29 protein-coding genes are annotated in these 26,789 nt (G+C 43.3%); 19 read left to right on the top strand and 10 right to left on the bottom strand.

The annotated features are described in order from the left end of the window. Positions 1-8: 8 nt before the first annotated feature. On the top strand, positions 9-641 hold the full coding sequence (locus tag BM243_RS12270; protein WP_074912639.1) for a helix-turn-helix domain-containing protein: 633 nt from the start codon (positions 9-11) through the stop codon (positions 639-641). A 237-nt stretch (positions 642-878) separates the two neighbouring features. Here the strand turns inward: BM243_RS12270 and BM243_RS12275 are convergent, their stop codons facing one another. Then, complete coding sequence (locus BM243_RS12275) at positions 879-1,382, bottom strand: GNAT family N-acetyltransferase (RefSeq protein WP_074912640.1); 504 nt, start codon at positions 1,380-1,382, stop codon at positions 879-881. Positions 1,383-1,406: 24 nt separating this feature from the next. Beyond that, the gene (locus BM243_RS12280; protein ID WP_074912641.1) at positions 1,407-2,702 is read right to left on the bottom strand and encodes an alkaline phosphatase family protein; all 1,296 of its coding nucleotides are present in this window, start codon (positions 2,700-2,702) and stop codon (positions 1,407-1,409) included. A gap of 136 nt (positions 2,703-2,838) precedes the next feature. On the opposite strand from BM243_RS12280, the gene BM243_RS12285 reads away from it, so the two are divergent. From BM243_RS12285 to BM243_RS12310, 6 genes are all read left to right on the top strand, one after another. Then, a complete protein-coding gene (locus BM243_RS12285) occupies positions 2,839-3,507 on the top strand; it encodes a uracil-DNA glycosylase (protein WP_074912642.1) in 669 nt (222 codons plus the stop codon). 19 nt (positions 3,508-3,526) lie between these two features. After that, entirely contained in the window at positions 3,527-3,880 is a 354-nt protein-coding gene (locus BM243_RS12290; protein WP_074912643.1) for a DUF6054 family protein, read from the top strand. 59 nt (positions 3,881-3,939) lie between these two features. Further along, positions 3,940-4,374 (top strand): hypothetical protein, encoded by a 435-nt coding sequence (locus BM243_RS12295; RefSeq protein WP_074912644.1) that lies wholly within the window; start codon positions 3,940-3,942, stop codon positions 4,372-4,374. A 79-nt stretch (positions 4,375-4,453) separates the two neighbouring features. Then, positions 4,454-5,500 carry a S66 family peptidase gene (locus BM243_RS12300; RefSeq protein ID WP_074912645.1) on the top strand — a complete coding sequence of 349 codons (1,047 nt, stop codon included), beginning with the start codon at positions 4,454-4,456 and terminating at the stop codon, positions 5,498-5,500. Positions 5,501-5,683: 183 nt separating this feature from the next. Continuing rightward, positions 5,684-6,136: an immunoglobulin-like domain-containing protein gene (locus tag BM243_RS12305; RefSeq protein WP_074912646.1), complete on the top strand. Its 453-nt coding sequence runs from the start codon at positions 5,684-5,686 to the stop codon at positions 6,134-6,136. Positions 6,137-6,219: 83 nt separating this feature from the next. After that, a complete protein-coding gene (locus tag BM243_RS12310) occupies positions 6,220-6,504 on the top strand; it encodes a hypothetical protein (RefSeq protein WP_074912647.1) in 285 nt (94 codons plus the stop codon). A 65-nt stretch (positions 6,505-6,569) separates the two neighbouring features. On the opposite strand, the gene BM243_RS12315 is transcribed toward BM243_RS12310, so the two are convergent. From BM243_RS12315 to mscL, 6 genes are all read right to left on the bottom strand, one after another. Next, positions 6,570-6,773: a hypothetical protein gene (locus BM243_RS12315; RefSeq protein ID WP_074912648.1), complete on the bottom strand. Its 204-nt coding sequence runs from the start codon at positions 6,771-6,773 to the stop codon at positions 6,570-6,572. 173 nt (positions 6,774-6,946) lie between these two features. Further along, the gene (locus tag BM243_RS12320) at positions 6,947-8,404 is read right to left on the bottom strand and encodes a MerR family transcriptional regulator (RefSeq protein ID WP_074912649.1); all 1,458 of its coding nucleotides are present in this window, start codon (positions 8,402-8,404) and stop codon (positions 6,947-6,949) included. 147 nt (positions 8,405-8,551) lie between these two features. Continuing rightward, positions 8,552-8,887, bottom strand: coding sequence for a hypothetical protein (locus BM243_RS12325; protein ID WP_143093590.1), 336 nt, complete (start codon positions 8,885-8,887; stop codon positions 8,552-8,554). 28 nt (positions 8,888-8,915) lie between these two features. Then, on the bottom strand, positions 8,916-10,595 hold the full coding sequence (locus BM243_RS12330; protein WP_074912651.1) for a putative ABC transporter permease subunit: 1,680 nt from the start codon (positions 10,593-10,595) through the stop codon (positions 8,916-8,918). Further along, a complete protein-coding gene (locus BM243_RS12335; RefSeq protein WP_074912652.1) occupies positions 10,582-11,310 on the bottom strand; it encodes an ABC transporter ATP-binding protein in 729 nt (242 codons plus the stop codon). The genes BM243_RS12330 and BM243_RS12335 overlap by 14 nt, the downstream gene beginning before the upstream one ends. Positions 11,311-11,545: 235 nt before the next feature. Continuing rightward, entirely contained in the window at positions 11,546-11,932 is a 387-nt protein-coding gene (gene mscL / locus BM243_RS12340; RefSeq protein ID WP_074912653.1) for a large-conductance mechanosensitive channel protein MscL, read from the bottom strand. 282 nt (positions 11,933-12,214) lie between these two features. Here mscL and lepB point away from each other — a divergent pair, with 282 nt between their 5' ends. The 8 genes from lepB (at position 12,215) to BM243_RS12375 (ending at position 19,995) form a co-directional block, all read left to right on the top strand. Continuing rightward, complete coding sequence (lepB, locus tag BM243_RS12345; RefSeq protein WP_074912654.1) at positions 12,215-12,760, top strand: signal peptidase I; 546 nt, start codon at positions 12,215-12,217, stop codon at positions 12,758-12,760. A 43-nt stretch (positions 12,761-12,803) separates the two neighbouring features. Further along, positions 12,804-14,099: a Sapep family Mn(2+)-dependent dipeptidase gene (locus tag BM243_RS12350; protein ID WP_074912655.1), complete on the top strand. Its 1,296-nt coding sequence runs from the start codon at positions 12,804-12,806 to the stop codon at positions 14,097-14,099. Between the two features lie 10 nt (positions 14,100-14,109). Continuing rightward, on the top strand, positions 14,110-16,095 hold the full coding sequence (gene ftsH, locus BM243_RS12355) for an ATP-dependent zinc metalloprotease FtsH (RefSeq protein ID WP_074912656.1): 1,986 nt from the start codon (positions 14,110-14,112) through the stop codon (positions 16,093-16,095). A 53-nt stretch (positions 16,096-16,148) separates the two neighbouring features. After that, on the top strand, positions 16,149-18,263 hold the full coding sequence (locus BM243_RS12360; RefSeq protein ID WP_074912657.1) for a HelD family protein: 2,115 nt from the start codon (positions 16,149-16,151) through the stop codon (positions 18,261-18,263). A 215-nt stretch (positions 18,264-18,478) separates the two neighbouring features. Next, positions 18,479-18,910: a hypothetical protein gene (locus BM243_RS12365; protein ID WP_074912658.1), complete on the top strand. Its 432-nt coding sequence runs from the start codon at positions 18,479-18,481 to the stop codon at positions 18,908-18,910. After that, positions 18,898-19,200 carry a hypothetical protein gene (locus BM243_RS12370; RefSeq protein WP_074912659.1) on the top strand — a complete coding sequence of 101 codons (303 nt, stop codon included), beginning with the start codon at positions 18,898-18,900 and terminating at the stop codon, positions 19,198-19,200. The genes BM243_RS12365 and BM243_RS12370 overlap by 13 nt, the downstream gene beginning before the upstream one ends. Before the next feature lie 38 nt (positions 19,201-19,238). Further along, a complete protein-coding gene (locus BM243_RS15290; RefSeq protein ID WP_177213521.1) occupies positions 19,239-19,412 on the top strand; it encodes a hypothetical protein in 174 nt (57 codons plus the stop codon). 208 nt (positions 19,413-19,620) lie between these two features. Next, entirely contained in the window at positions 19,621-19,995 is a 375-nt protein-coding gene (locus tag BM243_RS12375) for a hypothetical protein (RefSeq protein ID WP_074912660.1), read from the top strand. Positions 19,996-20,190: 195 nt separating this feature from the next. On the opposite strand, the gene BM243_RS12380 is transcribed toward BM243_RS12375, so the two are convergent. Further along, positions 20,191-21,366 carry a cation diffusion facilitator family transporter gene (locus tag BM243_RS12380; RefSeq protein ID WP_074912661.1) on the bottom strand — a complete coding sequence of 392 codons (1,176 nt, stop codon included), beginning with the start codon at positions 21,364-21,366 and terminating at the stop codon, positions 20,191-20,193. A 241-nt stretch (positions 21,367-21,607) separates the two neighbouring features. Here BM243_RS12380 and BM243_RS12385 point away from each other — a divergent pair, with 241 nt between their 5' ends. Together BM243_RS12385 and BM243_RS12390 are read left to right on the top strand one after the other, a co-directional pair. Beyond that, positions 21,608-22,903, top strand: a complete 1,296-nt coding sequence (locus BM243_RS12385) for a M18 family aminopeptidase (protein ID WP_074912662.1) — start codon at positions 21,608-21,610, stop codon at positions 22,901-22,903. Between the two features lie 74 nt (positions 22,904-22,977). Then, positions 22,978-23,472, top strand: coding sequence for a hypothetical protein (locus BM243_RS12390; protein WP_074912663.1), 495 nt, complete (start codon positions 22,978-22,980; stop codon positions 23,470-23,472). A gap of 63 nt (positions 23,473-23,535) precedes the next feature. Here BM243_RS12390 and BM243_RS12395 read toward each other — a convergent pair whose 3' ends face one another. Further along, positions 23,536-24,540, bottom strand: a complete 1,005-nt coding sequence (locus tag BM243_RS12395) for an oxygen-dependent tRNA uridine(34) hydroxylase TrhO (RefSeq protein ID WP_074912664.1) — start codon at positions 24,538-24,540, stop codon at positions 23,536-23,538. A gap of 320 nt (positions 24,541-24,860) precedes the next feature. On the opposite strand from BM243_RS12395, the gene BM243_RS12400 reads away from it, so the two are divergent. Then, positions 24,861-25,376, top strand: coding sequence for a sigma-70 family RNA polymerase sigma factor (locus BM243_RS12400; RefSeq protein ID WP_074912665.1), 516 nt, complete (start codon positions 24,861-24,863; stop codon positions 25,374-25,376). Next, on the top strand, positions 25,363-26,727 hold the full coding sequence (locus tag BM243_RS12405; RefSeq protein ID WP_074912666.1) for a hypothetical protein: 1,365 nt from the start codon (positions 25,363-25,365) through the stop codon (positions 26,725-26,727). The genes BM243_RS12400 and BM243_RS12405 overlap by 14 nt, the downstream gene beginning before the upstream one ends. Positions 26,728-26,789: the final 62 nt, after the last annotated feature.

A 26,789-nucleotide genomic window follows, 5' to 3' on the forward strand; every position in this document is an offset into this window, starting at 1 on the left:
GGTGTAACATGGTGAATGCAAGAGAATACTTGGAAGGATCAGATGATCTTCAGAAACTTCAGGAAATGGTGAATCTCATGTGCTATATATCCATGGATCTGAAAGAGATTACCTGTCTTGAAAGCCTGGCAGTGTTCGATAGGAAGCTGAATGCCATCTTTTGTGAGTCCAAAGAAGACCTGAAAAATGACAAAACTGGAAGAAGCAAGGTGGAGGAGTTTATCCGGCTGCATCCAGAACTGAGCATTGCGATGAAGGATGTGCTGAAATCCGGCAAACATAAAAAAATACATTTAAGCAAGGATGAGAGTCTCTTGGCGCTGCCTGTCATGGGACATAAGAAACCAATTGGTGTTGTGGGCATAGTATATGCATCAGACGGATGCCTCCACGAGGAGTGCACTGCAGATCTGCTTTTCAAAGATGTGCTGGAGATTTTCATGACCCGTTATCAGGAAATGAGAGACAAACAGACCATGGCCGCCATGTCCTGCCGACTGAAGACTTTGGAGGACTATGAAAAGTATGCCATTCTGGAGACTGGAAAACGGTGCAACTGGAACATCAGCAATATGGCGAAAGAACTGGAAATAGGCAGAAATACCCTCTATCAGAAGCTGAAGAAAATGGGCATCAACTAAGGAGAGAATAGGATGAAGAAATGGAAGATAATTGGTGAAAGTGTACAGTTTTGGTACAATATCGACTTCTTAAGTTTGTTAATTAACAAATATTAGTTTCTATGCTACAATGTTATCAAGCTAAGCAATTAGCTCCCATACAAGGGTAGTCATACCCCTACCCTTTGTTAAATATACTGTTTCCCTAAACGGACCTTCCTGCTTCTTTGTGAAGTGGAGGTCCGTTTCCCTTTGGGGTTATAAATCCATACTATATCGGGCTTCAGTTAGTGGTTTTCCGATGAAGAGGTCCTTTTCAGCACCTTCTTTGCAGAAGCCTATATGCTCATAGAACTGAATTGCGTGGATATTGTCCTTCAGTACCCAGAGAAGTACGCTCTTGTAGCCTCTTTTTTGAAGCTCCGATAGTCCAAATTCAAGGAGAACTCTTCCATAGCCTTGTCCGTAGAAGTCAGGATGAAGATAAATTCCCCAGATTTCACCGGCAGTGTCCTTGCAGTCCTCATCTCTTGCTTTTCCAAGGCAGAGAAGACCTGCAGGAAGATCGTCTACTGTAAGCAGATAATCCTCTTCCCACTTGAGCGTCAGGGCTTTCTTAAAGAACTGGGCTCGTTTCTCTGGTGTGATCTTATCGAGGATTTCTTTTGGTACGATGCCTTCATAGGCTTTTTTCCACGAAAGGGCATGAATCAGCCCCAAGTCTTTTGCATCGGATACGGAGGCCTTTTTAATGGTGAACATGAAATCATCCTTCTTTCTTCACTTCTACAAAAAGAGCTCGGTGAGAATTCTGCCGTCGGTATCATGGAGCACCGTTCCCATGGCATGGGCAAAGGTGGGTCCCTCATCCACGAGGCTCATCTTTTCAAGGATGATTCCGCTTCGGATGCCTTTTCCTGCAGCAAAAAAGACAGTCTGGTAGTTTTCTTTCCGTGGGTCAAAACCATGGGTGGATCTTCCATGATGGTCTGTTCCCAAAGCTTTCTCATCTCGTTTTAAAAGTGCAGGCCGGTCATGGGCATCCTGAAAATAAAATCCGTTCTTTGCCTCCAGCATCAGGTCCGCTTTTCTGCCAGCGCCCAGGGAGAGCATCTCGTCATTGTCATAGACGGCTTCTATGCCAAAATCATCTCTGTCCCGAAGCCTGTAGAGAAGGAGGCGGATTTCTTCTTTTCTCTCATCAGAAACATCTTTTCCGAAATGAAGGTAAGCAGAACCATCAAGGCTCTGGCAGTACACCTCATAGTCTGTGATCTTTCCTTTTTTCACGCTGAGATATCCTTTGTCTTTAAAAATGCTGTTCATATGGATGGCTGTATGTACTGGAATCTGATCATGGTCTCCCAGGACAAAAAGGGTTGTGTCTTCAAGCAGATTCTCCTTTTCGAGGAGTGTATAAAGGTTCTGGAGTTTCAAATCATAGCTCTTCAGGGCAGTTTTCGCTTCTTCAGAGTCATAGCCATAGATGTGGCGCATGGCATCCAGCTCCACAAAGTGCATCATCATGACCTGTGGTCTTTTGGTCTTCAGCGCATAGTGGGCAGAGGCTTCCACAAAGAGGTCCAGCTGAGGCTGCTTGATGCCGTTTCTCAAGTGGCCAAAGCGTCTGTTGATGTCCAGAAGAAAAGAAGGCGTCCCGTGGGCCAGGGTGACGGGGATCTGATGCTGCCAGGGTCTGTTGGCAAAGATTTCTGGAAGGTTCCAGGTGATGTTTGATTTGGCAGCCACTGGCCACAAGAGAGAACATACAGAAAGTCCTTTTCGTAATGCTGCATCATAGAAAGTGTCTGCCTTGATGGAATCCCGGGTCCAGTTCCAGTCCGGAGAGGTTCTGTTCAGCTGAAGCAGCGTATTGGACTCCACACCATGATTTTTTGGATACATCCCTGTGGAGATGCTGGTATGGCAGGGATAGGTAAGGCTCGGGTAAACAGAGGATACGTTCAGGCAGTAAGAAGAGCTTTCTTTCAGTCTTTGAAAGCCTGGCAGATGCTCCAGGTCTATAAGGTCCCTGCTGGACAGGGCATCAAAGGATACAATGATAAAGTGTCTGTTTTTCATAGGAATCTCCCTTCGGATGAGATGGGTATACTATAGAATATACAGTTTTTTCAGATAGAATCCTACAAACATTCTGTTAAAGTTTGATACAATGGAGAAAAGCCGGTGAAGAATACGTAGATGAAAGGGGTACATCGTGGAGATCAGAATTGGAAACAGTTGGGATGAGCTTTTACAGGAGGAAGTTCAGAAACCTTATTTTCAGAAGCTTCTCCAGTTTCTGGAGAAAGAATATACCGAGAAGACCGTCTTCCCAAAGAAGGAGGAGATTTTCCGTGCATTTCAGAGGACGCCTGTGGAGAAGGTGAAGGTGGTTATCCTGGGACAGGATCCTTATCATGGGGAGAACCAGGCAGAAGGCCTTGCGTTTTCCGTCAGAAAAGGAGAGAAGATTCCACCATCTCTCAGAAATATCTATAAGGAGCTTGAAAGTGATTTGGCGATAAAGAGCCCTGATCATGGCTCTCTTCTGTCCTGGGCTGAGGACGGGGTCCTTCTCCTTAATACAGTGCTGACGGTGGAGAAGGGAAAAGCCAACAGTCATCAGAAAAAAGGATGGGAGCTTTTTACAGACCATGTGATAAAGAAAATGGGAGCACAGGAAAGGCCAGTGGTGTTCTTTCTGTGGGGGAATGCCGCAATCAGCAAGAAAAAACTCATTGGGTCTCAGCATAAAATAATAGAATCGGTGCACCCAAGTCCCTTATCGGCAAGAAGAGGCTTTTTTGGGTCCAAACCCTTCAGTGAGGCCAATGAATTTCTTTTGAAGACCGGTCAGAGTCCAGTAAAGTGGCAGAATTTATAGCAGACAGGAGGAAAAAATAATGGCTAGAATTACCATGCAAGGAAAAGGCAACAGCAGAGAGATTGTGCAGTATCTGGGAGATGAAATGCTGAAGACAGGGATGTCGGTGGAGCTTCTGGAGAGTTTTGAGAGGACGTTTCATGGCGTGAAAGTCTACACCTTAGTTTTTGAGAAATACTTTATGCGTTCTTCCAACCGGGCCAGTCTTACTGCAGTACTCATGGATCAGGAAGGAGAAATCCTTGTGGATATCATTGGTTCGGCAGGAGGACAAGGAGTTTTCTTTAAGATGTCCTGGGGTGCAGAAGAGGATTTCATTTATTCACTGGAAAGTATTTTGGAAACCCTTGGTTTTTCGAGAATAGAGCAGTGAAGATGTGGATTTTTCATTTGTTTGAAGCAGTGTAGTGATGCAGTGACAAAGGGGGATGTATGAACAAGAAAAGAAAAGTTCTGGGGCTGATTCTGGCAGGAATGGTTCTTTTTGGCGTCTTTGGATTTTTACAGTGCCAAATAACCCATACGAAAAAGGTGTTAACAGAAACTGTAGAGAATAATCTCGATCAGTTCATCGGAAAGGCTGGGAGTCTTGAACCGGAAAGCCTCATGATGCAGTATGCCAGTCTTCTGGCTGCCCGGGATGCCTATATTGTGCTCCAGAACCAGAACCTGTTTTTTCCTGAGAATCCAGATCCGTCTCTTGCGCACCTCATCAATGAGATTCATGAGATGATGAAAAAAGAGCCGGAGAAGTTTCAGTCTTTTATTATACAAGAGGGAATAGGACAGAAGTTATACAGAATCATGGATGATTTTTCCAATGAAGAGTTGGTTCGTGAGCTCTATGATGATCTGAGGCAGTACTAGGAATCTTGAAAGTCCATATCTGTTTCATTAGGAGTTGTTCCATACTGGAGATTCTGTTATTAATTTTGGAGGGGATTTGATGATTAAACCAAAACGCTTACAAAGAGGAGATACTGTGGCGGTGGTGAGTCTTTCTTGGGGTGGTTTAGGGGATGAAGGCTATCTCCATTTATTTCATATAGCAAAGAAAAGACTGGAAGAAGAGTTTGGTCTTCGGGTCATCGCCATGCCGCATGCGCTGAAGGGGTCAGACTTTGTGGCGAAGCATCCTGAAAAACGGGCACAGGATTTCATGGATGCCTTTAAGGATCCTCGGGTTTCAGCAGTATTCTCGGCCATTGGAGGAGACGATACCATCCGGATCCTGCCCTATGTTGATTTTGATGTTCTGAGAAATCATCCGAAAATATTCATGGGATACTCTGATACTACGGTGAATCATTTCATGATGTATAAGGCAGGAGTCATATCCTATTATGGTCCATCTGTGATGGTTGAGTTTGGAGAGTATGTGAAGATGGCAGAGTACACAAAAAACGCTGTGGAGGATCTTCTCTTCGGTGGGGATGAAACCTATCAGATGCTGCCAAGCTCGGTCTGGTCTGACGATCATATTCCTTGGAAAGAAGAAAATATGGAAATTCCGATCATGTATAAACACGATCCGAAAGGGTATGAAGTGATCAGTGGCAGGGGTAAAGTTCAGGGACATCTTTTGGGTGGCTGCCTTGATGTGTTCATGATGATCATCGGCACCTCCATCTGGCCTGGTCCTGAAGAATGGAAAGATGCCATTCTTTTTATGGAAACCAGTGAAGAGAAGCCTTCACCTGATTTTGTCAGGTTGACATTAAGAAATTTGGCTGCCCAGGGAATTCTCGGTGCTTTGAAAGGAATCATTGTGGGTAAACCTAAAGATGAGACATACTACGAGGAGTACAAAGAGGCGATTCTTCAAGTTGTAAAGATAGAGGAGAGGCTTCATGATCTGCCAGTGTTCTATAATGTGAATTTTGGCCATGCAAGGCCCATCGGAATCCTTCCTTATGGTATTCAAGTGGAGCTGGATTGTGATAGGAAGTCCCTTACTTTTCTGGAGTCTGCTACAGAAGAGCGCTTAGGTTGAAAAAATGAGGCACCTGCTCCTAGTAAGTATACGATGAAGCTGTCTATTCATTGATGAATAAACGTCTCTTCGATAAATTAGTGCATATATGTTTTTTTTGTAAACTATTTGTTCTTATGTTCTGATAACATAGTATCTAGAAGAAATAAATCTACTCATATATCAAAATATCGGGAGGTCGTTATGAAAAAAACTGGTTTTCTATTAGCCTTATTCTTTTTCCTGTCATTTACCGGATGCTCAGAAAGTACAGAAGGGTTAAATCCCAGCATTCTTGAAGAAGAGGATATTGTCATCAGTGAAGAAGTGACACTAACGGTTACCCCTAAAGACGATAGAAAAGTGGAAGCAGTATTATTCAATGAAAGTGATCAAGAGATGGAACATGGGCATTTCATCTATCTGGAGAAAAAAATCAAGGATTCATGGTACCAGATTCCTGAAATAGTCGGATATGCGGATGAATCATTAACGATTCTTCCTGGAGAAGAATTTGCTGTTCTTGTGGACTTAAGTAACTGGCCAAAGACAGAAGAAGGGACATTCAGAATGTGCAAAGCATTATCAGAACCAGGAAAGCCTTTTTATGAAAGTGCAGTGTACAGTGTTTCTAATGAGTTTGAAGTGAAAAAATAAGGATTTGAAGGAAGAGTTCCCTAGGACGGTGGCTAGAACTTGTAGAAAGTATAGACAAGAATCGAAATATTAGGAGGAAAATTATGTGGATGATATTCGGACTTATAGCTGCAGCAGCAACCTTTATAAATCTTTATTTATATAAGAATGGTAAGGAGTATAAATTTGCGATGGCTATGGGACTGTCCTTTACAGCAGCGACACTTTGGGCTGAGTACAGGCTAGTGTTCAAGTGGGTAGAGAAGGAAGACTGGGCTGCGTTACTAGATGTGGTGCCTACCATGGTGACTTTGCTATCCGTATTGACGCTGATATCTATAGTACTTAATATCGCTCCAATGCTCTTAGAACTGAAAGCAAAAAAATAAAGCTTCTGACTATTATTTAGATTGAAGGTCAAATGTTAAAGGGATTCCCGTGGGAATCCCTAATTTTATGCTTTACTCTGTAAATAATATTTTCTGATTCCGAAAATACCTTGAAGGATTAAAGCGGCTCCAATCAATACAAGAAAGAAATTTGTTCCTTCCTGAACAAATTTATTTGTCCAAACTCCATATATCCAGAAAATACCTATAAAGATATATAGAATATCAAGAACCAGATCCTTTTTCCGTTGTTTATTCTTTTGCATCATTTCTACATCTCCTTATTTTAAAGAAGGGTATGATCAAATAGTTTCATTGTTATAATCTATCTTTCTTCTCATGTTCTAAAGTACTGATACTTCCCAAACTGGTTAGTATTCTAGTGATTTCATTCTAAAGAACTTCGGATTTTTATGCATTTGGTGATAAATGATGCGCTGTCTCAGTTCTCAGGGGTAAGTCTCCTGACAAAGAAGTCATGATGATAATAGTTTTCTCTCTCCCGGTTTACAGGTTCTAAAATCTCAATGGATTTTTCATAGCCATCGTACTCTACCATGCTGGAGATCTCTACGTTTTTTGTAGCCAGCGTGTGTGATTTAAAGCTTTCAGCGTAAAATCTCATGATGATCTCACCAGATAGTAGAGCTCTTTCAACAATGTTCATGGACTCATCAGCATTCGTAAAGGAGAGACTTGCTAGAATCATCATATCTCTGTAGTTTTCAACCCAGAACGGGTTGTCTTCATAAGTTACACTGAAGTTCACTTCTTTCACGATGTGATCATTCATTCGAAAACGGAAATGAGGGTATTTTACAGCATCTGGAAGATATTCTAAACGATCATCCGCCTCTTTCTCTTCCCACTTTCCAAAATTGTTCATCACATAATTCCCGAAATCCATGTCATGCAGCTTCTGGTAGTATCTGAAGTTCTCAGAAAACTCTTCTACAGTCAGTGCACCCGTGTTAGGGGGGATATTCTGCAAAAATGGTATGATAATGACCGAAATGCTGATGAAGAAAAAGAGCACAAATGCGATGATATACCGATAAATTTTTCTGTCTTTCATCCGGTAAGCAAGTCCTCTGTCCCAGCTTAGGATTTCACCTTTTCTCAGCTTGTCAAAGCTGCTTCCAAGAGAAATGAGATCGGCCAGAGGAATCAACAGCCCCATGCCTCTGACGAGGACATGAAGGGTTCTTCTGAAAGAATCCTCATAAGAAAGCGCGCTACCATTAAGGTTTTCTATATAAAGACCCATGATCCATTTTCCGAAGGTTCGTTTAAACAGCTTCAGCTGTATGGGCTCCAATATCATAATCATCACAAGGATGGTGAGGATGTTTTGAAAAGTGTAGCTTAGGCTGTCAGTTGGAGAATATTCACCTCGAATGAAATAGTTCAGAAATACAATAAGCGTACCGTACAGTGCCATGTCCAGGGTTCTTGCTGCAAAACGTCTTATGGGTTCAAAGACATGTGGAATCTCAAAATCAACATTGAAGTACTCTGAGGAAGATTCCGTGGTTGCTTCTTCGATGCTCACCAGATGTTTCTCGGCATCTAAAGTTTCGAAGGTGGCACCTTCTGAAACAATAGATTCACACAGGGATTTTGCATAGAGCACATCCTCAGTTTCAGACTCCAGATAACGGATCTGGTTTTTCAGAAGGAAGGAGAGCGTTGTCTTTTTTTGTATCAGAGATTTGATATCTTCCAGACTGAAATGAAGACTTCGAAGGAGCCGTATTTTTAGCAGCTGCTGGAGATCTTTTTCGCTGTACTCCCGATATCCGTTCTCCGTTCTTACAGGCTGGAGCAGTCCTTCTTTTTCGTAATATCTGATGTTTGCCCGGTCCATCCCAGAGCGCAGTTCGATTTCTTTGATCTTCATGTATACCTCCAGTGGTGTTCTTTGTCACTATTGTAGGGTGTCGAGGGGCTTCACAGTCAAGAAGAATTTCCAAAAATAAGGAGAAAAACAGGAAAACCCAGGGTAAAAGGACATTTTCAGTCTCTTTTGGCCTGGGTTTTGGTGTGCTCAGTAGAAGGACTCTTCGTACTCCGTAAGATGCTCCTGAAGATTCTTTGGAATCAGAAATGCAGAAACCGTCAAGAACATCAGAAGAAGTGCAAGAAGAAACATAAAGCTTAAGCTGATTCCTTCCAGGATTACTTTTCCACCAGCCTCTTTCAAAAGGATGTCCTGATATTTTTCTCCTGCCTTGAAATATAGAAAGGAAAAAATCACCGTGAAGAAAGCAAGAAGCACATTGCGTATCTTTAGCCGTCTTCTCAGTTCTTCTGAGATGGTGAAGGAGCGGCTGCCGATGTCAAACACCGCTTTATTTCCTTTTCTGAAATGCCCTTTTAACATCAGATCTCTCCGCAGCTTTTTCTCCATGTCAGGAAAGAGCCTTGAAGCGTTTTTCCACATGCCTTGTCAGAAGGAAATGGAGAACCAGTGCAAGAATAAGAAGACCTAAAAGGCTTGCCATGAAGGCCACATATAAAGATACCTGCACTTTCATTGCAAGGAATATCATAAGGGCCACCAGACCGAATCCTAAGAACATATGGATCACGGAGTTGAAGTTCTGCTTCACCGCTTTCTGCTCTGTATCCCAGTTCAGCTTCGGCCAGGTGATATCGAGAAAAATCCCAATCTGATTGATCACTAGAGAAGCCAAAAAGACGATGACTAGAGAAAGCACAAAGAATACGAGGTCGATACGAAACAGATAAAAAACAATTCCGTAGAAGATGACAAGCGCTGCAGCTTCCACATAAAAAGCGCTGACAATCTTTGCATAGATCTGCGTCATGTATGGGACGGGAATGTACTTCAGAAAGTACAGGTTTTTGCCTTCCCTTGAAATGGCAGAAGAAGCAATGATGTTGATGGAACCCATTAAGAATCCTACGCCCACAATACCAAGAAGAAGGGCACCTCTGTCAAATCCCTGAAGCATGGTAAAGACACTTTCAAGCTCCGCCTTGTCCTCCCCAGATCCCATGAGAAATGGGAACAGAATGAACAGGGGATAGATGAGGCTGATCAGCACACAGTTTAAAAAATAGACTGGAGTTCTTAAAATCAGCTTCAGCTCTTTCAGGGCATAGGAGAAGAGAATGGGCTTTCTTCGTGAACCCTTCTCCATCTCTTCTTTGGATAGCGCTTTTCTTGTGGCCTTGGATTCGGAGATGCCGATGACCCCTTTGAAGTAAAGAAGGTTCCCCAAGACATAGAACAAGAAGAAGGACAAAACGGTGATCAGAAGAAGGAGGAGAATGCTGAACAGCCCGTTTAAAGAGTTGTACGCAAGAATTCCTTCTGTGGCAAAATGGCTCGTGGGAAATACCCAAGAAGTGATCTTAAACACGGGAAGCTCAGATATATCTCCAATGGCCAAGTTTGGATCTCCGGTGAATCTTTGGGTGAAAAACTGCAGTCCGAAGTTAAAACCCAAAGCTACCACAAGACTGAGGATCCCTGCGATCATATTGAACCGGTCTCTGTTCTTAAATTTGCTGCTGTACCTCATGATCAGCATAGAGATAATGGAGGCAACAACCAAGGGGAAAACAGGAATCAGAATAAGAGAAACCAGCATATAGACATAGTAGAGGATACCGCTTCCATCCTTGATACCATACACAGTAAGCAGTGGTAGGAAGAAGACAAGGATGATGAAATACTCATAGATGAGGGATACCAGGAATTTTGCCCCTAGAATCTCACCAGCCTGCACAGGCAGATATAGGTAATTTTCCACATCCTTGGAAAAATAAAACACATTCATCACATAAAAAATACCAAACATGAAGACCATGATGCCCGCTGCGGGCACAAGAAGTCTTGGAATGAGATGAGACAGTTCTGCCATGGCCAGAGCATCATAAAGGTCCGCCAGCATAAAACCGAAGGACAGCCCCATGAGAACTGCAATGCCCAGAACAAAAAGAATCATCATCCATTTGGATTTCAGGAAAGAACTTTTGGAGCCCTTACTGGTCAGGTTGTTTAAGGTCTCATCGTTCTTGAACATAGTTTTCGTGAGGGTTATGAGATTATTCTTCATCATTTGTCATCTCCAGGAAGATTTGCTCCAGACCTTCATTTTCACTGACCATTGCCCGAAGTTCATTCATGGTTCCGCAGAACATAAGCTTTCCTTTATTGATGATGCCCACACGGTCACAGACCTTTTCGGCCACTTCCAGCACGTGGGTGGAGAAGAAGACCACATTTCCCTTGTCGGCATGCTCTCTCATCATTTCCTTTAGATAGAAAGAGGATTTTGGATCAAGTCCTGTCATGGGCTCATCGAGAATCCAAAGACTTGGATCATGGATGAGCGCGCCCATGAGAATGATCTTCTGTCTCATACCATGGGAATAGCTGGAGATGGAATCATTAAGAGCATTCTCCATATCAAACCGTTTTGCGAGGCTTTCGATTCGCTCTTTTCTTAGCGTGCTGTCCACTTGATAGATATCGCCCATGAAATTGAGATACTCAATACCTTTCAGACGGAGAAAAATATCCGGACTGTCCGGCACAAATCCGAACTGATTCTTATAGCGGATGGGGTCTTTAGACAAATCGATGCCATTTACCAGAATCTCTCCGCCATCAGGGTCGGTGATGCCTGTAAGCATCTTGATGGTGGTGGTTTTTCCTGCGCCATTTGGCCCTAAAAATCCGAAGATTTCACCCGGTTTCAGTGTCAGGCTGAGATTATCCACGGCTTTCACTTTCCCGCCATAGACCTTCGTGACATTTTTAATTTCAATCATGCTGTTTCATGCAAAAGCGTTGCTTTTGCTTTCCTCCCTATGAAGATTCGTTATGTTCAGTGTTGCAACTGATACTAAGCTCATGTTTAAAATATAACAAAAAGAGGTGGTATAGTAAAGGTAACCAGGGCATATATCAGAAAAGAATCAGATATTTTCTATAGAGAATGAAGACTTCTTGAGCAGGAAAAAGAGCATACAGTTACCGTATGCTCTAAAAAGGATGTCATAAGTGCTATTTTCTTTCTTTCAGAAGGTCTCTGATCTCTGTCAGAAGAAGCTCTTCTTTGCTTGGTGCAGGTGGAGCTTGAGGTGCTGCCTCCTCTTTCTTTTTGAATCGGTTCAATGCCCGTACCATCATAAAAATAGAGAGAGCAACGATAAGAAAGTTCACCACGGCCTGAATAAAGAGTCCGATCATGATGGCTGTGCCGTTGACTGTGAACGATAATGTGGAAAAATCAGGGACTGAGAAGATTGCGCCAATGAGAGGCATCACCAGGTCATTGACAAAGGATGTGACAATGGCCCCAAAAGCTCCCCCAATGATTACAGCGACAGCTAAGTCCACCACATTGCCTTTCACAGCAAATGCTTTAAAATCCTTTAGAAAATTTTTCATTTGTTTCACCTCCTGAGTTTATCATATCATAGTTTTTACATAGGAGAGGAACCATTTTTGAGGCTGACTTTTCTAGCATCCATACATTTTGAAGAAGTTGAAGCTATATCGATAGAATCCCGAAAAAAACTGTGGTACCCACCGGAAAATTCCAAAAAAGAGAGTGCCCTGTGCTATACTGTACTATAGAGAAGAATTCTTCTTCCCAGATGTTTTTAATAGATTTTTGAGAAATGTTGTTTACAATGAGTTTGTAGTAATTTTTGAAAGTAGGTCTTTTAGATGGCAGAAAAAACAGAGAACAGAATCAGTTATGTGGTGAAGGAATGGGTGATTCCCATTGTGACGGCATTGCTGCTGGCTTTTCTTATCAATACCTTTGTGGTGTTTCGTATAGAAGTGCCCACAGGCTCCATGATTCCCACCATCAATGTGGATGATAAGATTTTTGTGAGAAAAGTATACAATAAGGATCAGTTCGAACGCGGAGATATACTGGTCTTCCGCTCGAAAGAACTGTTCACAGAAGATGGAAAAGAGATGCTTCTCATCAAGAGGCTCATTGGGCTTCCAGGGGATGTGGTGGAGCTGAAAGAAGGCATTCTTTATGTCAATGGATACCTGGTGGAAGAGCCCTATGTGGTGAATCAAAGCAGCTTTACCGGAACCTTCACAGTGCCTGAAGATCATCTGCTCTTCTTTGGAGACAACAGAAAAACTTCCAATGATGCCAGATACTGGCAGCAGCCTTATATCCATGAGGATCAGGTCATTGGAAAAGGTGGACTTCGGATTCTGCCTCTAGAGAATTTTGGTTTTTTAAAATAGAATGCAGTGAAAAATAAGAATGCGGATTAATGGAGGATTGCAGATGGAACTTAGGAAAATAATTGAGTCAAACAAGGACAGACTTATAGAAGATGTGCTGAAACTTGTGTCTTTTGAGTCCGTCAAGGGAGAAGAACAAGAAGGCATGCCTCAAGGAGAAGCGGTGCATGAAGCGCTCAAAGCAGCCCTGGAGATGGCGGAAGGCTATGGATTCAAAACCTTCCATGTGGATGGACATGCAGGGGTTGTGGAGTATGGAGACGGAGAAGACTATGTGGCTGTTCTTGGACATCTGGACGTGGTTCCCGTGGGAGACGGCTGGACCAAGAATCCTCTGGGAGAAGTCCACGGAGACCGGATTTACGGAAGAGGCACCATGGATGACAAGGGACCTATGGTCTCAGCGCTTCATGGACTCATCGCCATTAAAGAATCTGGTATCCCTCTGAAACATAAGATCCGTCTTATATTCGGCACCAGTGAGGAAACCGGAGGACCGGACATTGAAGAGTATCTGAAAAAAGAAAAACAGCCCGTGGCAGGATTCACACCGGATGCTGATTTTCCAGCCATCCACGCGGAGATGGGAATTCTAGTGATTAGGCTTTCCAAAAAATTGGAGAATCATTCTCTTCTTTCACTGGAAGGCGGACAGGCTGTGAATATGGTGCCGGATGCAGCTAAGGTGACTTATAGAAAAGGGGATGAAGAAAAGACCATCGCTTTTGAAGGCGTATCTGCCCACGGCAGCACACCTCATAAAGGTAAGAATGCCATTTCCATGCTGCTTTCCGATATGGTGCGAAATGAGGATTTTCAAACCCTTAAGGACACTTTAAGTGTGCTCGAGTATAATCTTGCAAAGGATTTGGACGGAAAAGCCATGGGGGTGGACTTTAAAGATGAGCCTTCAGGGAAACTTGTTCTGAATCTTGGTAAAATCAAACTGACAGAAGATACATTGGACACATACATCAACATCCGGTATCCAGTTACAGTGAAGGAAAAGGAAGTCACAGAGAGAATCAGGGAACTTTTTGAAAAAGAAGGATTCACCTTTGACGTCATGGCACATGACGGCCCCCTGTATTTCCCTAAGGATACACCACTCATTGAAAAACTCATGGGTGTGTATACGAAAGAGACTGGAGATGAGAGAGAAGCTCTTGCCATTGGTGGTGGAACTTACGCAAAAATGATGAAGAACATCGTAGCGTTTGGACCGCTTCTTCCAGGAAGAGAAGACACCCTCCATCAGCTGGATGAATATATTCTCATCGAAGATTTGATGACTTGTGCCAGAATTTATGCCAATGCCATGGTGGAGTTGGCAAAATAGGGGGCAGAACATGAACAGTAACAACAATAAGCCTGGGAAAGGCAATAAGAATATCAAATTCTATATCGTGTATTTTCTCAGCGTCCTCGTCATGGTGACGGTATTCAATTACTTTGCCAATGACATCAGGAATCAGAAGCAAAATTACAATGAGTTTCAGAATGCCATTACTGAAGATCGTGTCAAGAGCATCAAACTGGATGAGTCTCAAAGAAAATTTGAGTATACCATGGTGGATGGGGATGAGCTGGCAGGCTTTACCCTCTATACTGGATATATACCCAATGATGAAGAGATCGTTCAGCTGATCAAGGAAAAGAACATTCCGTTTGAAGTGGCGACGGTGCAGGTGGCAAATCCGATCCTCAGCATCCTTCTCTCCTGGGTACTGCCTTTAGGACTTCTGCTCTTCCTTGGAAACTATATCATGAAGAGTATGGACAAACGGGGCGGAGGGATGATGTCCTTCGGAAAGAACACCGCCAAGCTTTATGAGAGCGATACGGGAGTCACCTTCCGTGATGTGGCCGGTCAGGAAGAAGCCAAGGAGTCTTTGGTGGAAATCGTGGACTTTCTTCATAATCCTAAGAAATACGTGGAAATCGGAGCAAAGCTTCCGAAGGGAGCTCTCCTTGTAGGACCTCCAGGAACGGGTAAGACCCTTCTTGCCAAGGCTGTGGCTGGAGAGGCTAAAGTGCCTTTCTTCTCCCTTTCCGGTTCCGCATTTGTAGAGATGTTTGTTGGTATGGGGGCTGCAAGAGTCCGTGACCTCTTCAAGGAGGCCATGGCCAAAGCGCCTTGTATCATATTCATCGACGAGATTGACGCCATCGGTAAGTCCCGTGAAACAGGCGGTTACGGTGGTAATGATGAAAGAGAGCAGACACTTAACCAGCTTCTTGCGGAGATGGACGGATTTGACTCATCCAAAGGTATTGTTCTTCTGGCTGCGACCAACCGTCCTGAAGTGCTGGATAAAGCGCTGCTGAGACCGGGCCGATTTGACAGAAGAATCATCGTAGATGCACCGGACCTTAAGGGCCGTGAAGCGATCCTTAAAGTCCATGCCAAAGACGTGAAAATGGGCGATGATGTGAATCTTCTGGAAATCGCCAAAGGAACACCGGGCGCTGTCGGTGCGGACCTGGCCAATATGATCAATGAAGCGGCACTTCGAGCGGTGAAAAATGGCAGAGCCTATGTCATGCAGGAAGACCTGCAGGAATCCATAGAACTTGTCATCGCCGGACAGCAGAAGAAAGACCGCATCATGTCTCCAAAAGAGAAGAGAATCGTGGCGTTCCATGAGATCGGACATGCACTGGTGGCTGCCATGCAGAAAAATACAGATCCTGTCATGAAAATCACCATCGTGCCCCGTACCATGGGTGCCTTGGGCTACACCATGCAGGTGCCTGAGGATGATAAGTATCTCATGAGCAAAGAAGAGATGCTCACTGAAATCACCATCTTGTTCGGAGGACGTGCAGCGGAGGAAGTGGAGTTTAAGTCCATCACCACAGGCGCATCCAATGACATCGAACGAGCCACCAACATGGCGAGAAGAATGGTTACTCTTTACGGCATGAGCGATACCTTTGATATGATGGCTTCAGAATCTGTAAGAAACCAGTATCTGGATGGAAGAACTGTGATGAATGTCAGTGACAGAACAGCGGCGAAAGTCGATGAAGAAACACTCAGCATCATCAAGGCATGCCATAAAAAGGCCATTGAAATTCTGGAAGAGCATAAGGACCTTATGAGAGAACTTTCAGAGGTGCTTCTGGATAAAGAAACCATCACAGGTCATGAATTTATGGAAGTGGTGCGTCGCACCATGGGAAATGATTTTGGTCTGACCAAGGCAGAAATGGAAGAAAGAGCAAAAAAGGCAGAGGCAGAAAAAGCCAATGACGAGGCGGAAGTGATCCATGTGGATGAAGAACCCTCAGAAACTGTCCCTGCAGAAGAAAGTAAAGAACTGGACGAATAACCTATGGCCGTAACCATATCTTTTTTGGTTGCGGCTATACCTTTGGAGGACCCATGAAAGAATTTAATTTGGACTTGCCAAAAGAAGAGCTGGAAAAGGAATATGCTTATCTGGAGCGTGTGGAAGCTCTGATTTTGGAAGAGATCTTATATAATACCCAGCGAAAAAAGCTGGTATATGATGATATTGTAGAATACCGAAAGACCCTCATCGATGAGTACCGCTCTGATGAGGATAAGCAAATCGATTATTTTGACCACAACCGCTATGTGCAGGAAGAAACCTTCAAGGCAGTGGAAAAGAGGCTGCTGGAGCTCACAGAACTTCACAGCACCCCATACTTTGGAAAAATCACCTTTAACGAAGAAGGTTTGGAGGAAGAAGACATCTACATCGGCAAGTTCGGTCTGGTGGATGAGAAGGCCTATGAGCCCTTGGTCATAGACTGGAGAGCGCCCATTGCGTCCCTCTTCTATAAGGGGACAGTGGGGAAGGATTCCTATAAAGCACCCATGGGAGAAATGCCAGTGGACATTCTTCTAAGAAGACAGTTTCTGATCAGAGAAGGCTTGCTGAAAGGGGTCTTTGATACCCAGAGCAATGTGCAGGATGAAATCCTTCTGGAGGTGCTTTCCTCCAATGCAGGGAAGAAGCTGAAGGACATCATCATGACCATTCAGGAGGAGCAGGACCAGATCATCCGTGAAAAGCGGGAAGGCGTACTTGTGGTCAATGGTGTGGCTGGAAGCGGTAAAACCACCATAGCTCTCCATAGAGTTTCCTATCTTCTTTATAACTACCGCAAGATGCTTGAAAACAAGGTCCTGATCTTAGGACCCAATAATATGTTTATGGACTATATCTCTCAAGTGCTGCCCTCTTTAGGGGAAAGCGGTGTCCATCATAACACCTTCAAGGATCTGGCTTTAGAGCTCATGGAGTTCAAGGAGCCCATCTTCATGGGAGAAGACTATGTGGAAGCACTCTTAAGCGGGGATGAAGAACTGGTGGAGGATGCCAGGAAGAAAAGAAGTGAGGACTTTAAGAAGGTCCTTCTGGAAAAAGTCGAGGAAGTGGAGAAAACATATTTCCCATTCCGTTCTTATGAGTTCTTAGGAAAGACACTGGTCACCGAAGAGGAAATGGAGAAAATCCTCCTCAAAGACTTCAAGTATATGCCCTTCTTCAAAAGAGCCACAAGGCTGAAGAGAATTCTCATCACCCGAATGAAAGAAGTGAGAGATGAGAAGAGGTTTGCCATCGATAAGAAGTACGAGGCCATGAAGGCCACCATGAGTAAAGATGGAAACGACAGAAATACCATTGCCAATATGAGAAGATCTGAAATTAGAGACCTCATTCGGCTGGTGGCACTGAAAAGAGAAGAGTTCCGGGATCTGTCCCATGGCAATTATCTCAAAGGATATGAGGAGCTCAAGGCTTTTGAGTTCTATACAGAAGCAGACATTGCACCTCTTCTATATTTCAAGCATAAGCTGCATGGACTGAAGCTTCCTTATCAGGTTGCTCATGTGGTGCTGGATGAGGCACAGGAGTACTCTCTCATTCATTATGAAGCTCTTCGTGACATCACTGGCACCCAGTCCTTCACCATTGTGGGAGACACCAACCAGATGATTCTCCATGGAGAAAGCGCCATGAGAGATCTTTCCTCTGTATTCTCAGATATCAGGCATTATGATCTCAAGAAGAGCTATCGATCTACTTTTGAAATCATGGACTTTGCAAACTCTTTCCTTGGAGAAGAGAAAATCGTGCCATTGGTACGAAATGGTGAACCGGTGAAGGATCTTGGAGATCTCTCACTGGAAGAGTCCTTGGAAAAGATAGTGGAGACGGTGAACAGCTACAAGGAAAACAATCTGGATACCATAGGGATCCTGACAAAGGACATGAATACCACCAGGGAGCTCTATCAGCTTCTGAAAAACAAGATCAATGTAAAACTTATAGACAGTGAGGATGCCCTTTTAAAAGGAGATCTTTACCTTATGCCTTCTTACTTTGCCAAGGGACTGGAGTTTGATGGCGTAGTCATGGTGGAGAAAAAAGGAGAGGAAGGACAGGCGCTGATCCGCTATATCATGGCCACCCGAGCTCTGCACAGACTTACAAGACTGACTTATGCGGATTCTATGATCTATTAGAACAAATTAGTAAAGCTCCAGACGCAATGGCGTGTCTGGAGCTTTTTCAGCATTTTGGGTGCATTTGAGTGAAAGAAGATGGACATCTAAAAATTTAAATTAGAAGTAGGAACATCATTTTATATATAGTATAATAATCTCAATGAATTTCTGGAGATAGTGTATTAGTACTGGAGTATACATGCGAAATGGTGTGCAATCGAAAGGAGAGGGCTATGGCGATATATATCGTGCGTAAGACGGGATGGCTGGGGTCAGGGTCAAAGATTCATGTTCTGATTGATGGAGTGAGAAGAGGAGAAGTATATGGAAACTCTCCCGTAGAATTTCAGGTGGCAAAAAATGAGGCAGCTGTAAAAGTGACCCAGCTTGGGATCAGAAGCAAAGAAAAGGTCATTTCAGACGGGATGCTTCTTGAAATCCACCAGAGCCTCTGGCATAGAATAAGCTTTCCGGTGATGATTGTTGCACAGTTTCTTACGGTATTTGTTTCAGATTTTATGCTGAGTTTGATACTTCTCCTTGCACTTGGCGTTCTTTTCATTGGAAGTTTGTACGTCATACCTGGATTTCACTTGAAAAAAGTTTCAGATGATATCAATGACCAAACAATGGAAACAGAGGAGGTAACAACATGGAACAGATAATACTACCACTTCTCATCAGTTTTGCACTATATGCAGCGCTATTTGTTCTGATTCAGCAAAAGAAAAAACAGGAAAAAGATACGGCGGTGAAGGGAAAACCTCTTCCGTTCATCAACCAGTTCTTCATTTACAGTATATGGCCAACACTGATCATGGTGTTTTTCATGGATTTTGAGTTTTATCAATTCGTTGTGTTCTATGGGTACTCTTTGGTGATGGTATATCTTGGGAACATCGCATACAAAAAAACTGTGGAGAGAACTGAAGAAGCTGTGGAGGATGTAGAGTAGAGGATAGTGCTGATGAACAGAATGGAATGGGAGAGTGTATGAAAATCAAGAATATAGGAAAAATAATCTTCCTTATGGGGTTTTTCGTGTCAGCGGGTTCTATGATCAGGTCTTACAGCAGAGGAGATTACATTGGAATGGGTCTTTTTGCCATCCTAGGAATATTACAGCTTCTGGGTCTCTATCTCCAAAATAGTGAAAGACAGAAGTGAGAAAAGTAGCAAATAGGATGAATAATAATACTTGAAAATTATGGGGACTGCTGAATATATCTTTCAAAACTCAGTGCAGTCATGTGCTGAGGAAATCACCTTATATAGAACAATCTCATTCTATGTACGAATATCCATAGAAAAAAGTTAAGACCTAAACTGATATGATGCTAATGTTTGTGATGGAATATGCAGAGGGAGGATGAAGATGGGGAAAAAAGCTAGGTATGGCATGATTGCAGCAGCAATTATCGGGATTGTGGTGTATATGTTTGTTCTAAGAAATCCTTTGAAACAGGATCCTCAAAAAATAATCATTAGAAATGGGACCACTGGAGAAGAAACGATCCTTATTGAAGAAAACAAAGATCAATTCATGGCCAAATTATCAGAAGCAGAACCAAAAATATCCGGATTTCATCTTTGGACAAGCGGATATCGGTATATGATTTTTTTCGAAGACAATGGAAGAACAAGAGACATCACAACAAAGGGTAAGAACAGATTTGTTTCTGGGATCATAGAGTATACGACAGATATAGACATAATTTCAATCATGGAAGAGTTCACTAGTTCAAAATAAAAAAACCATCCAGCTCAAAGCATGCCGCTTTATTGAACTGGATGGTTTTTGCTTGGTTTTCTTTTTATCATTGAATAGAGCAGCTAATTCTAATAGCATATGATGTCCGATGTACTAGAAGATAGAAGAGCAGAAATAGTAGGGTTCGTTCTATTAAGGGAAATATAATTAAAGCAAAATGTATCCTGCTTAGCCCTAGAATACTGTCACATCCAGCTCTATGGTGATCATGATCCTGGCGGTCTTAAACTCTTCATGGAGTTTTTCTTCCAGTTCCTTTCGGATCTTCTCTCGGCTTTCTTCTGTGGTGTTTTTACTGTCAACCACCACTTCTAAAATAAGAAGCTCGTGCTCACTGAGGCCTGTATACCGAAAATCATGGTAGGAGACAACCCCTTCCACAGAGTGGACGATTTCACCTACAGTTTCTTTCACCGACAGATATTTCTCATCCTGATAGTTCACAGGATCCATATGAATCACAAGGGAGATATGGAATTCTTCACGTATGTGGCGTTCTATTTTGTCGATGAGATTATGAAGTTCTACAAGATCCATGTTGTGTGGCACCTCTACATGGATGGTTGCCATGGTTTTGGATGGGCCATAATTATGGATTTCCAGGTCGTGGACTCCATAAATATTGTCGTAGGAAAGGATTTTCTTTTTGATTCTCTCTGCAAGCTCTCTGTCTGGTTTCTGACCGAGAATGGGATTGATGGTTTCCAGGGACAGATTGATCCCCGAGTAGATGATATAGAGCGCTATGAGGACGCCCACGATGCCATCCACTGGAAGGGTCGTGAGAGGAGATAAGAGCAGACCCAGAAATACCACAAAGGTCGTAAGAACATCACCAATGGCATCCTGCGCAGTGGCTAGAAGGGTTCCAGACTGCACTTTCTTTCCAAGATTTTTATTGAAGACATAAATAAAGAGCTTCACGCTCATGGAGAGAAAAAGTATGGTAAGAATCAAAGGAGAGGTTTCCACGACACCGGGATTTATGATTTTTTTGAAAGAGGAGACCACAAACTGGTACCCTACCACAATGACGAGAACCGCAATGGTGAGACCCGTCAGGTATTCAATTCTGCCATGACCGTAAGGATGCTCTTTGTCCGGCTCTTTTCCAGCCAGCTTGAAGCCGAAGATGGTGATGATGGAGGAGGCGGTATCTGTGAGGTTATTGAAGGCATCGGCAATGATGGAGATGCTTCCTGTAAAAAGACCCAGCAGTCCCTTGATGGAGAATAGAAGGAAATTCAGGACGATCCCTAAAACGCCTGAGATGGTGCCCACCCGTTCCCGTTCCTTTCCATTTTGGTAGTCTCTGCCATCGATGATTCTGTCCACTAATTTGCTGATCATAATAACGTCTCCTCATTTCATAACTGATGCTTTTCATTTGAATTTTAGACCTAATTATACCATATCATCCACACAGATTTCCTGAATAATTTATGAGGAAGAGTGGTTTCTTCAATTTCATACATACCATATCATCCGCGATACACAAGCGGTGTATGGATATCAAAAGAGTGAAAATGTGGGCAGTACAGGGGAAAACATGATAGAATAGACCTGAGTTTATAATTTATGGAGGTTAGTCATGGAAGAGAAAAAGCTTGCATATGAACTGATTGATTTTCTGCACGCATCCTCTACTGCATTTCAGGCAGTGGATGTGATGAGAAAGGAACTTTTGTCCAAGGGGTATAAAGAGCTCCTGGGTGAAGAATCCTGGTCCCTCCAAGAGGGAGACCGTGCGTTCTATACGAAAAATGGTTCGGCACTATTTATGATACAGATCGGAAAAACCCCGCTGGAAGGCGGCTTCAAAATGGCGGGAGCCCATACCGATTCTCCTGCCTTCAGAATCAAACCGGATGCTGAAATGGTTCAGGACGGATACTTGAAACTGAATGTGGAAACTTATGGTGGACCGATCCTTTCCACCTGGTTTGACAGACCGCTGTCTGTGGCAGGACGTGTTCTTCTCAAAGGAGAAAGCGCTCTGAAGCCAAAGACCATGCTGGTGGACTTTGAAAAGCCCCTTCTTTATATCCCATCCCTTGCTATCCACATGAACCGCAAGGTCAATGAAGGTGTTGAAATCCATAAGCAGAAACATGTGCTGCCTGTGGTGACCATGGTTCAGGAAGGATTTAGCAAGAAGGGATTCCTGAAGGGACTTGTGGCAGAAAAGCTTGGTGTGAGTGCAGAGGAAATCCTTGATTTTGATCTGTTTGTTTATGAAGCGGACAAGGGAAGTCTTGTGGGGCTTCAGGAAGAATTTATCTCTTCCAAGAGACAGGACAATCTCTCCAGTGTTCATGCCATCTACAAGGCCATGCTGGAAGCAAAGGAATTCTCTGGCATCAATGTGGGAGCCTTCTTCGACAATGAGGAATGTGGCAGCGCATCAAAGCAGGGAGCGGATTCCACTCTCCTGAGAGACCTGATGGAAAGAGTGTTTTATGCGCTGGGAGGCACAAGAGAAGGCTTCCTGAAGAGTCTGGAGTCTTCCTTCATGATTTCAGCAGATCTAGCCCACAGTGTGCATCCAAATTACAGTGAGATGCATGATCCAACCAATCGTCCGCTGATCAACGAAGGACCAGTGATGAAGATTTCTGCGAACCAGAGATACACATCAGACGGAGATTCTCTGGCGGTATTCAGAAATCTATGTGAGACTGCTGGAGTTCCATGCCAGAGCTTCGTGAACAGAAGCGATCTTCCAGGCGGAAGCACCATTGGACCCATCGGATCCACACATCTGCCCATCAGAACCATAGATATCGGGAATCCTCTACTGGGGATGCATTCTGTGAGAGAGCTGGGAGGCGTCAAGGATCATCTGTATCTGACAAAAGCCCTTGCGGTATATTTCAATCTGATGTAACTGAAACTTTTTTGTCTTTTCTTTCATCAGGAATTTATGTACAATGATTCTAGTAAATATGTGGAGTTGGTATAGTGAAGAAGCGTAATATTGTAGTGGGTCTTCTCATGGGCGTAACCATGATGGCTCTGTTATCCGGATGCGCATCCGTTCCAAAGGCTGAAGATCCATCGGTATATCTGGATCCCGCCCAGGAGAATGCGGCAGACAAAGAAGAAGTGGTCGCTTATGCAGAAGAAGTGAAGCCTCTTATTGAGAGTTTCTATGAAGAAGGAAAGGGGCTGAAAAATCTTTCAGCAAAAGGCAATGCGCTTTTCGTGGAAGTGGATCTTTCAGAAGTGCCTGGAGAATATGACAAAGTGGAAGACCAGATGATTTATGAAAGCACCAGAATCACCCATGGACTTCTCAATTACCGTCCTTATGAGTTCATCAAAGACCTCTATAAGATTTCCATCACCTTTACAGGGGAAAAAACCTTGGACTTCTATGGAAAACAGATGGTGGAGAATGAAGGAGAACTTTCCTTCAAAGCAGAAACCATTGTGGCAGAAGTGAAACGTAAATAAGCCTAAAATGAAGAACCTGAATCAGTGGATGAATTTCTCACTGATTCAGGTTCTTTTGCTCTTCTAGAAAAGACCTGTTTCTTTGGCCTTTTCCAAGGTTTCTTTTGCTTTTCTATGATCCTGTCTATAGAGGGAGTAGAGCTTTGCTTTTTCTTTCAGCCTTACGCGGGCATCTCTTTGGGGGTTACGGAGTATATAGTCCCTGCATGCTGTGCTGCAGAAACCTTCTTCTTTCTCCTCACAGCTTTCACAGGAGAAGTGCTGCAGATGGCAGTCATCGTTGGTGCAGTTGATGTACCTGTCCGTTGGGGTACCACAGTGCACGCACTTTGAGACGATGACATCTTCCTCCTGATTGATCTTTACAGAGATGCGGTCATCAAAGACATAGCATTTTCCGTCCCATAAGCGGCCTTTTGTGTTTTCGTTCTGGCCATAGGTGACAATGCCTCCTTCCAAGTGATAGACATCTTTAAATCCTTGATTGAGGAGTACGCCTGTAAGCTTTTCACACCGGATGCCTCCAGTGCAGTACGCAAGGACCTTCTTGTCTTTGTGCTCGCTGAGGTTATCCTCGATCCACTTGGGAAATTCTTTGAAGTTTGTGATATCAGGCCGGATGGCTCCTCTAAAATGCCCCAGGTCATACTCATAACCGTTTCTGCCGTCGAGGATGATCACATCTTCCTTTTGCATCATATCGTGCCACTCTTCTGGTTTCAGATACGTACCCACAAGATCCTTCGGATTCACATCATCTTCCGGGAAAAGAGTGATGATGCTGTCCCTTTGTTTTACATAGAGCTTCCGGAAAGCATTGTGGTCCTCTTCATGGATCTTGAAGACCATGGTGGCGAATCTGGGATCTTTTTTCATATGCTCCATATAAGCGTCGGTATCTTCTACAGTGCCCGATAGAGTTCCATTGATGCCTTCCTGTGCCACAAGGATCCTGCCCTTCAGGTTCAGGGACTCACAAAGGGCTTTGTGCTCTTTTGTATACTCCTCAGGATGTTCTATATGGACGAACTGATAGTAAAGCAGGACGCGGTAATTTTTCTCATTCATAATTCATTTCTCCGTTCAATTTTTCCTGAACTGAGTATACCGTATAAATTAAATTTTGTAAATTGCCATAGGATGCAACTTAAATTGATAAATTTTGACATGGTGAATCGATAGGAAATATTAGCAATCTGCATAAGGAGTTTCTGATTATTATCGGGAAAGTATACTGTCTAGTTCTCAATAAGGTCATACTATATAATGGAGTTGAAGGTGAGTATAAAACCCACATCAATGAGATGAATTATAAAATTATAAAAAAATATATTGATTGAAGATAAAAATAGGCTGCTGAATACTCATATAAGTATAGGGGGGTGACTGTGGGGGTGTTTGGAAAGAAGAGTTTACGAAAAGAAACGTATCTTGTTTTTGTGCATGAGTACAAAGGAACCATGTACCGGATTGCACTAGGATATCTAAAGACAGAGAGTGATGCCATGGAAGCTGTGGATGAGACGGTGTACATTGGGCTGTCAAAACTTCATCAGCTGAGAGAAGAGGAAAAGCTGAAACCATGGATGACAAAAATCCTCATCCATGAATGCCATCGTCTTATCAGGCTTCGGAAAAAGGATATTCCTACAGAGCAGCTGCCTGAAACCGAGGAAGTGACATCGAGGGTCTCTCTTACCATGAGAGAAGCCATCGGCGAGCTGCCAGAAGATCTTCAGGAAGTCATTATACTGCGTTATTTTGGCGATCTGACGGTGAAAGACACGGCAAAAGAGCTGAATATCCCTCAAGGGACCGTGGCTACAAGAACAAGGAAAGCATTGGAGATGTTAAAGGAAAAGCTGATTTTCTGGGAAGGAGGTGCAGAACATGAATCCGTTTGATGAGAAAGTCAGAAGCTGTCTAGAGGATGAAATTATAGAACCAGATACACTGCAAACACTGGAAGAACGGATTTTAGCCCGATACAGAGGAACGAGAAGAAAAAAAGCAGCCCAACTGTTTTTGATGATGTCTCTCCTTTTTTCCGGTCTTCTGTTCTACACTGCAAACACTGAATCCGTTTTTGCAGATAAACTCCGAAGCGTTCCCATCCTAAAAGAATTTTTGAGCGCCATGGACATCAGTCCAGCTGAAGAGAAAAGTATTGAAGAGCTTGGAATTCTTTCTGAGAGCGGAAAATATGATGTTCGGCTTCAGTATGCACTATCAGAAGACAAAAGAGTATTTCTTTATTTTCAGTTTCCAGAAGAAGTAGTGCTTCGGGAGAGTGATCATCTTGAGATAGAACTGCTAGATGTATACGATCAGGTGACCAAAAAGGACTACTCGATGACATTCATGAAAAACTTAAATCCCGGTATGCCTCCATCAAACAATGGTTATATTGTGATTCAAGGGTTCATACCCGCAGGGATGGACTTATCTTTCCCTGAAAAGCTGCACATTGCATTTCGGGCCAATGTGGCCAGAAATGTCAGTTACGATCATTGGGGCACAAGAAGTGCAGAGGATGAGCCACTGGGAGAGTACAGATTTGATGTGGAGCTGCAGAAGATGGAGAAGAGGATTCTGGAACGTGTGGGAAAAAAGGTGCTGATTGACGGGAATACTCTAGTCATTGATCAGCTGGAAAGAGGGTTGAAGACATTGGATATCGTGGTTAGTCAACCCAAAAACAACAAAGACATCATCACCGAAATTTCAGGATATATGAGAGACGGGAAGACGAAAAAAATCATCGATGAAGACATAACGGTGTCTTACTTCACCAAAACAGGGGAAATACATGCATTATATCTGAACGGAGAAGAGATTCCTAAAGGAGGAGAAGTGGAAATCGTTCTTGAAGAGGCGATACTTCTACCGAAAGATCAGCAGTATATTACAATTGATATGCAGAAGAAAGAGATGATCCATCCTATTCCGGGAATAAGCTTGGAAATGGCGTCAGCTGGAAAACGCTCCGCGCTAACTTTCATCACTGAAAGTAATATACATCCCTTTGACACCTATAAAACCTCAGCATCAGCGGAGGAAAAAAGATTGCCTCATCCTAGTGTTCAAACAATCGGGGAGAACAGGACCAAATGGAGCTATGTGATAGATGAAAATTTGATGGATGAAGTAGTCTTAAGAAGAGCCAGGGAATCAGGACGAAAAGTGGTGTTCGAAACGCCTATCGTCATTGAACTTAAGGTGCCTTCTGCAAACTCATTCACCCCAATTCCATAGATAAGCAAAAAAAGCTCTGTATAAGGAGCCCGGTATTCATCTAAAGCGAAATGAGCAGCACA

Source organism: Proteiniclasticum ruminis, assembly GCF_900115135.1.
Lineage (GTDB): Bacteria > Bacillota > Clostridia > Clostridiales > Clostridiaceae > Proteiniclasticum > Proteiniclasticum ruminis_A.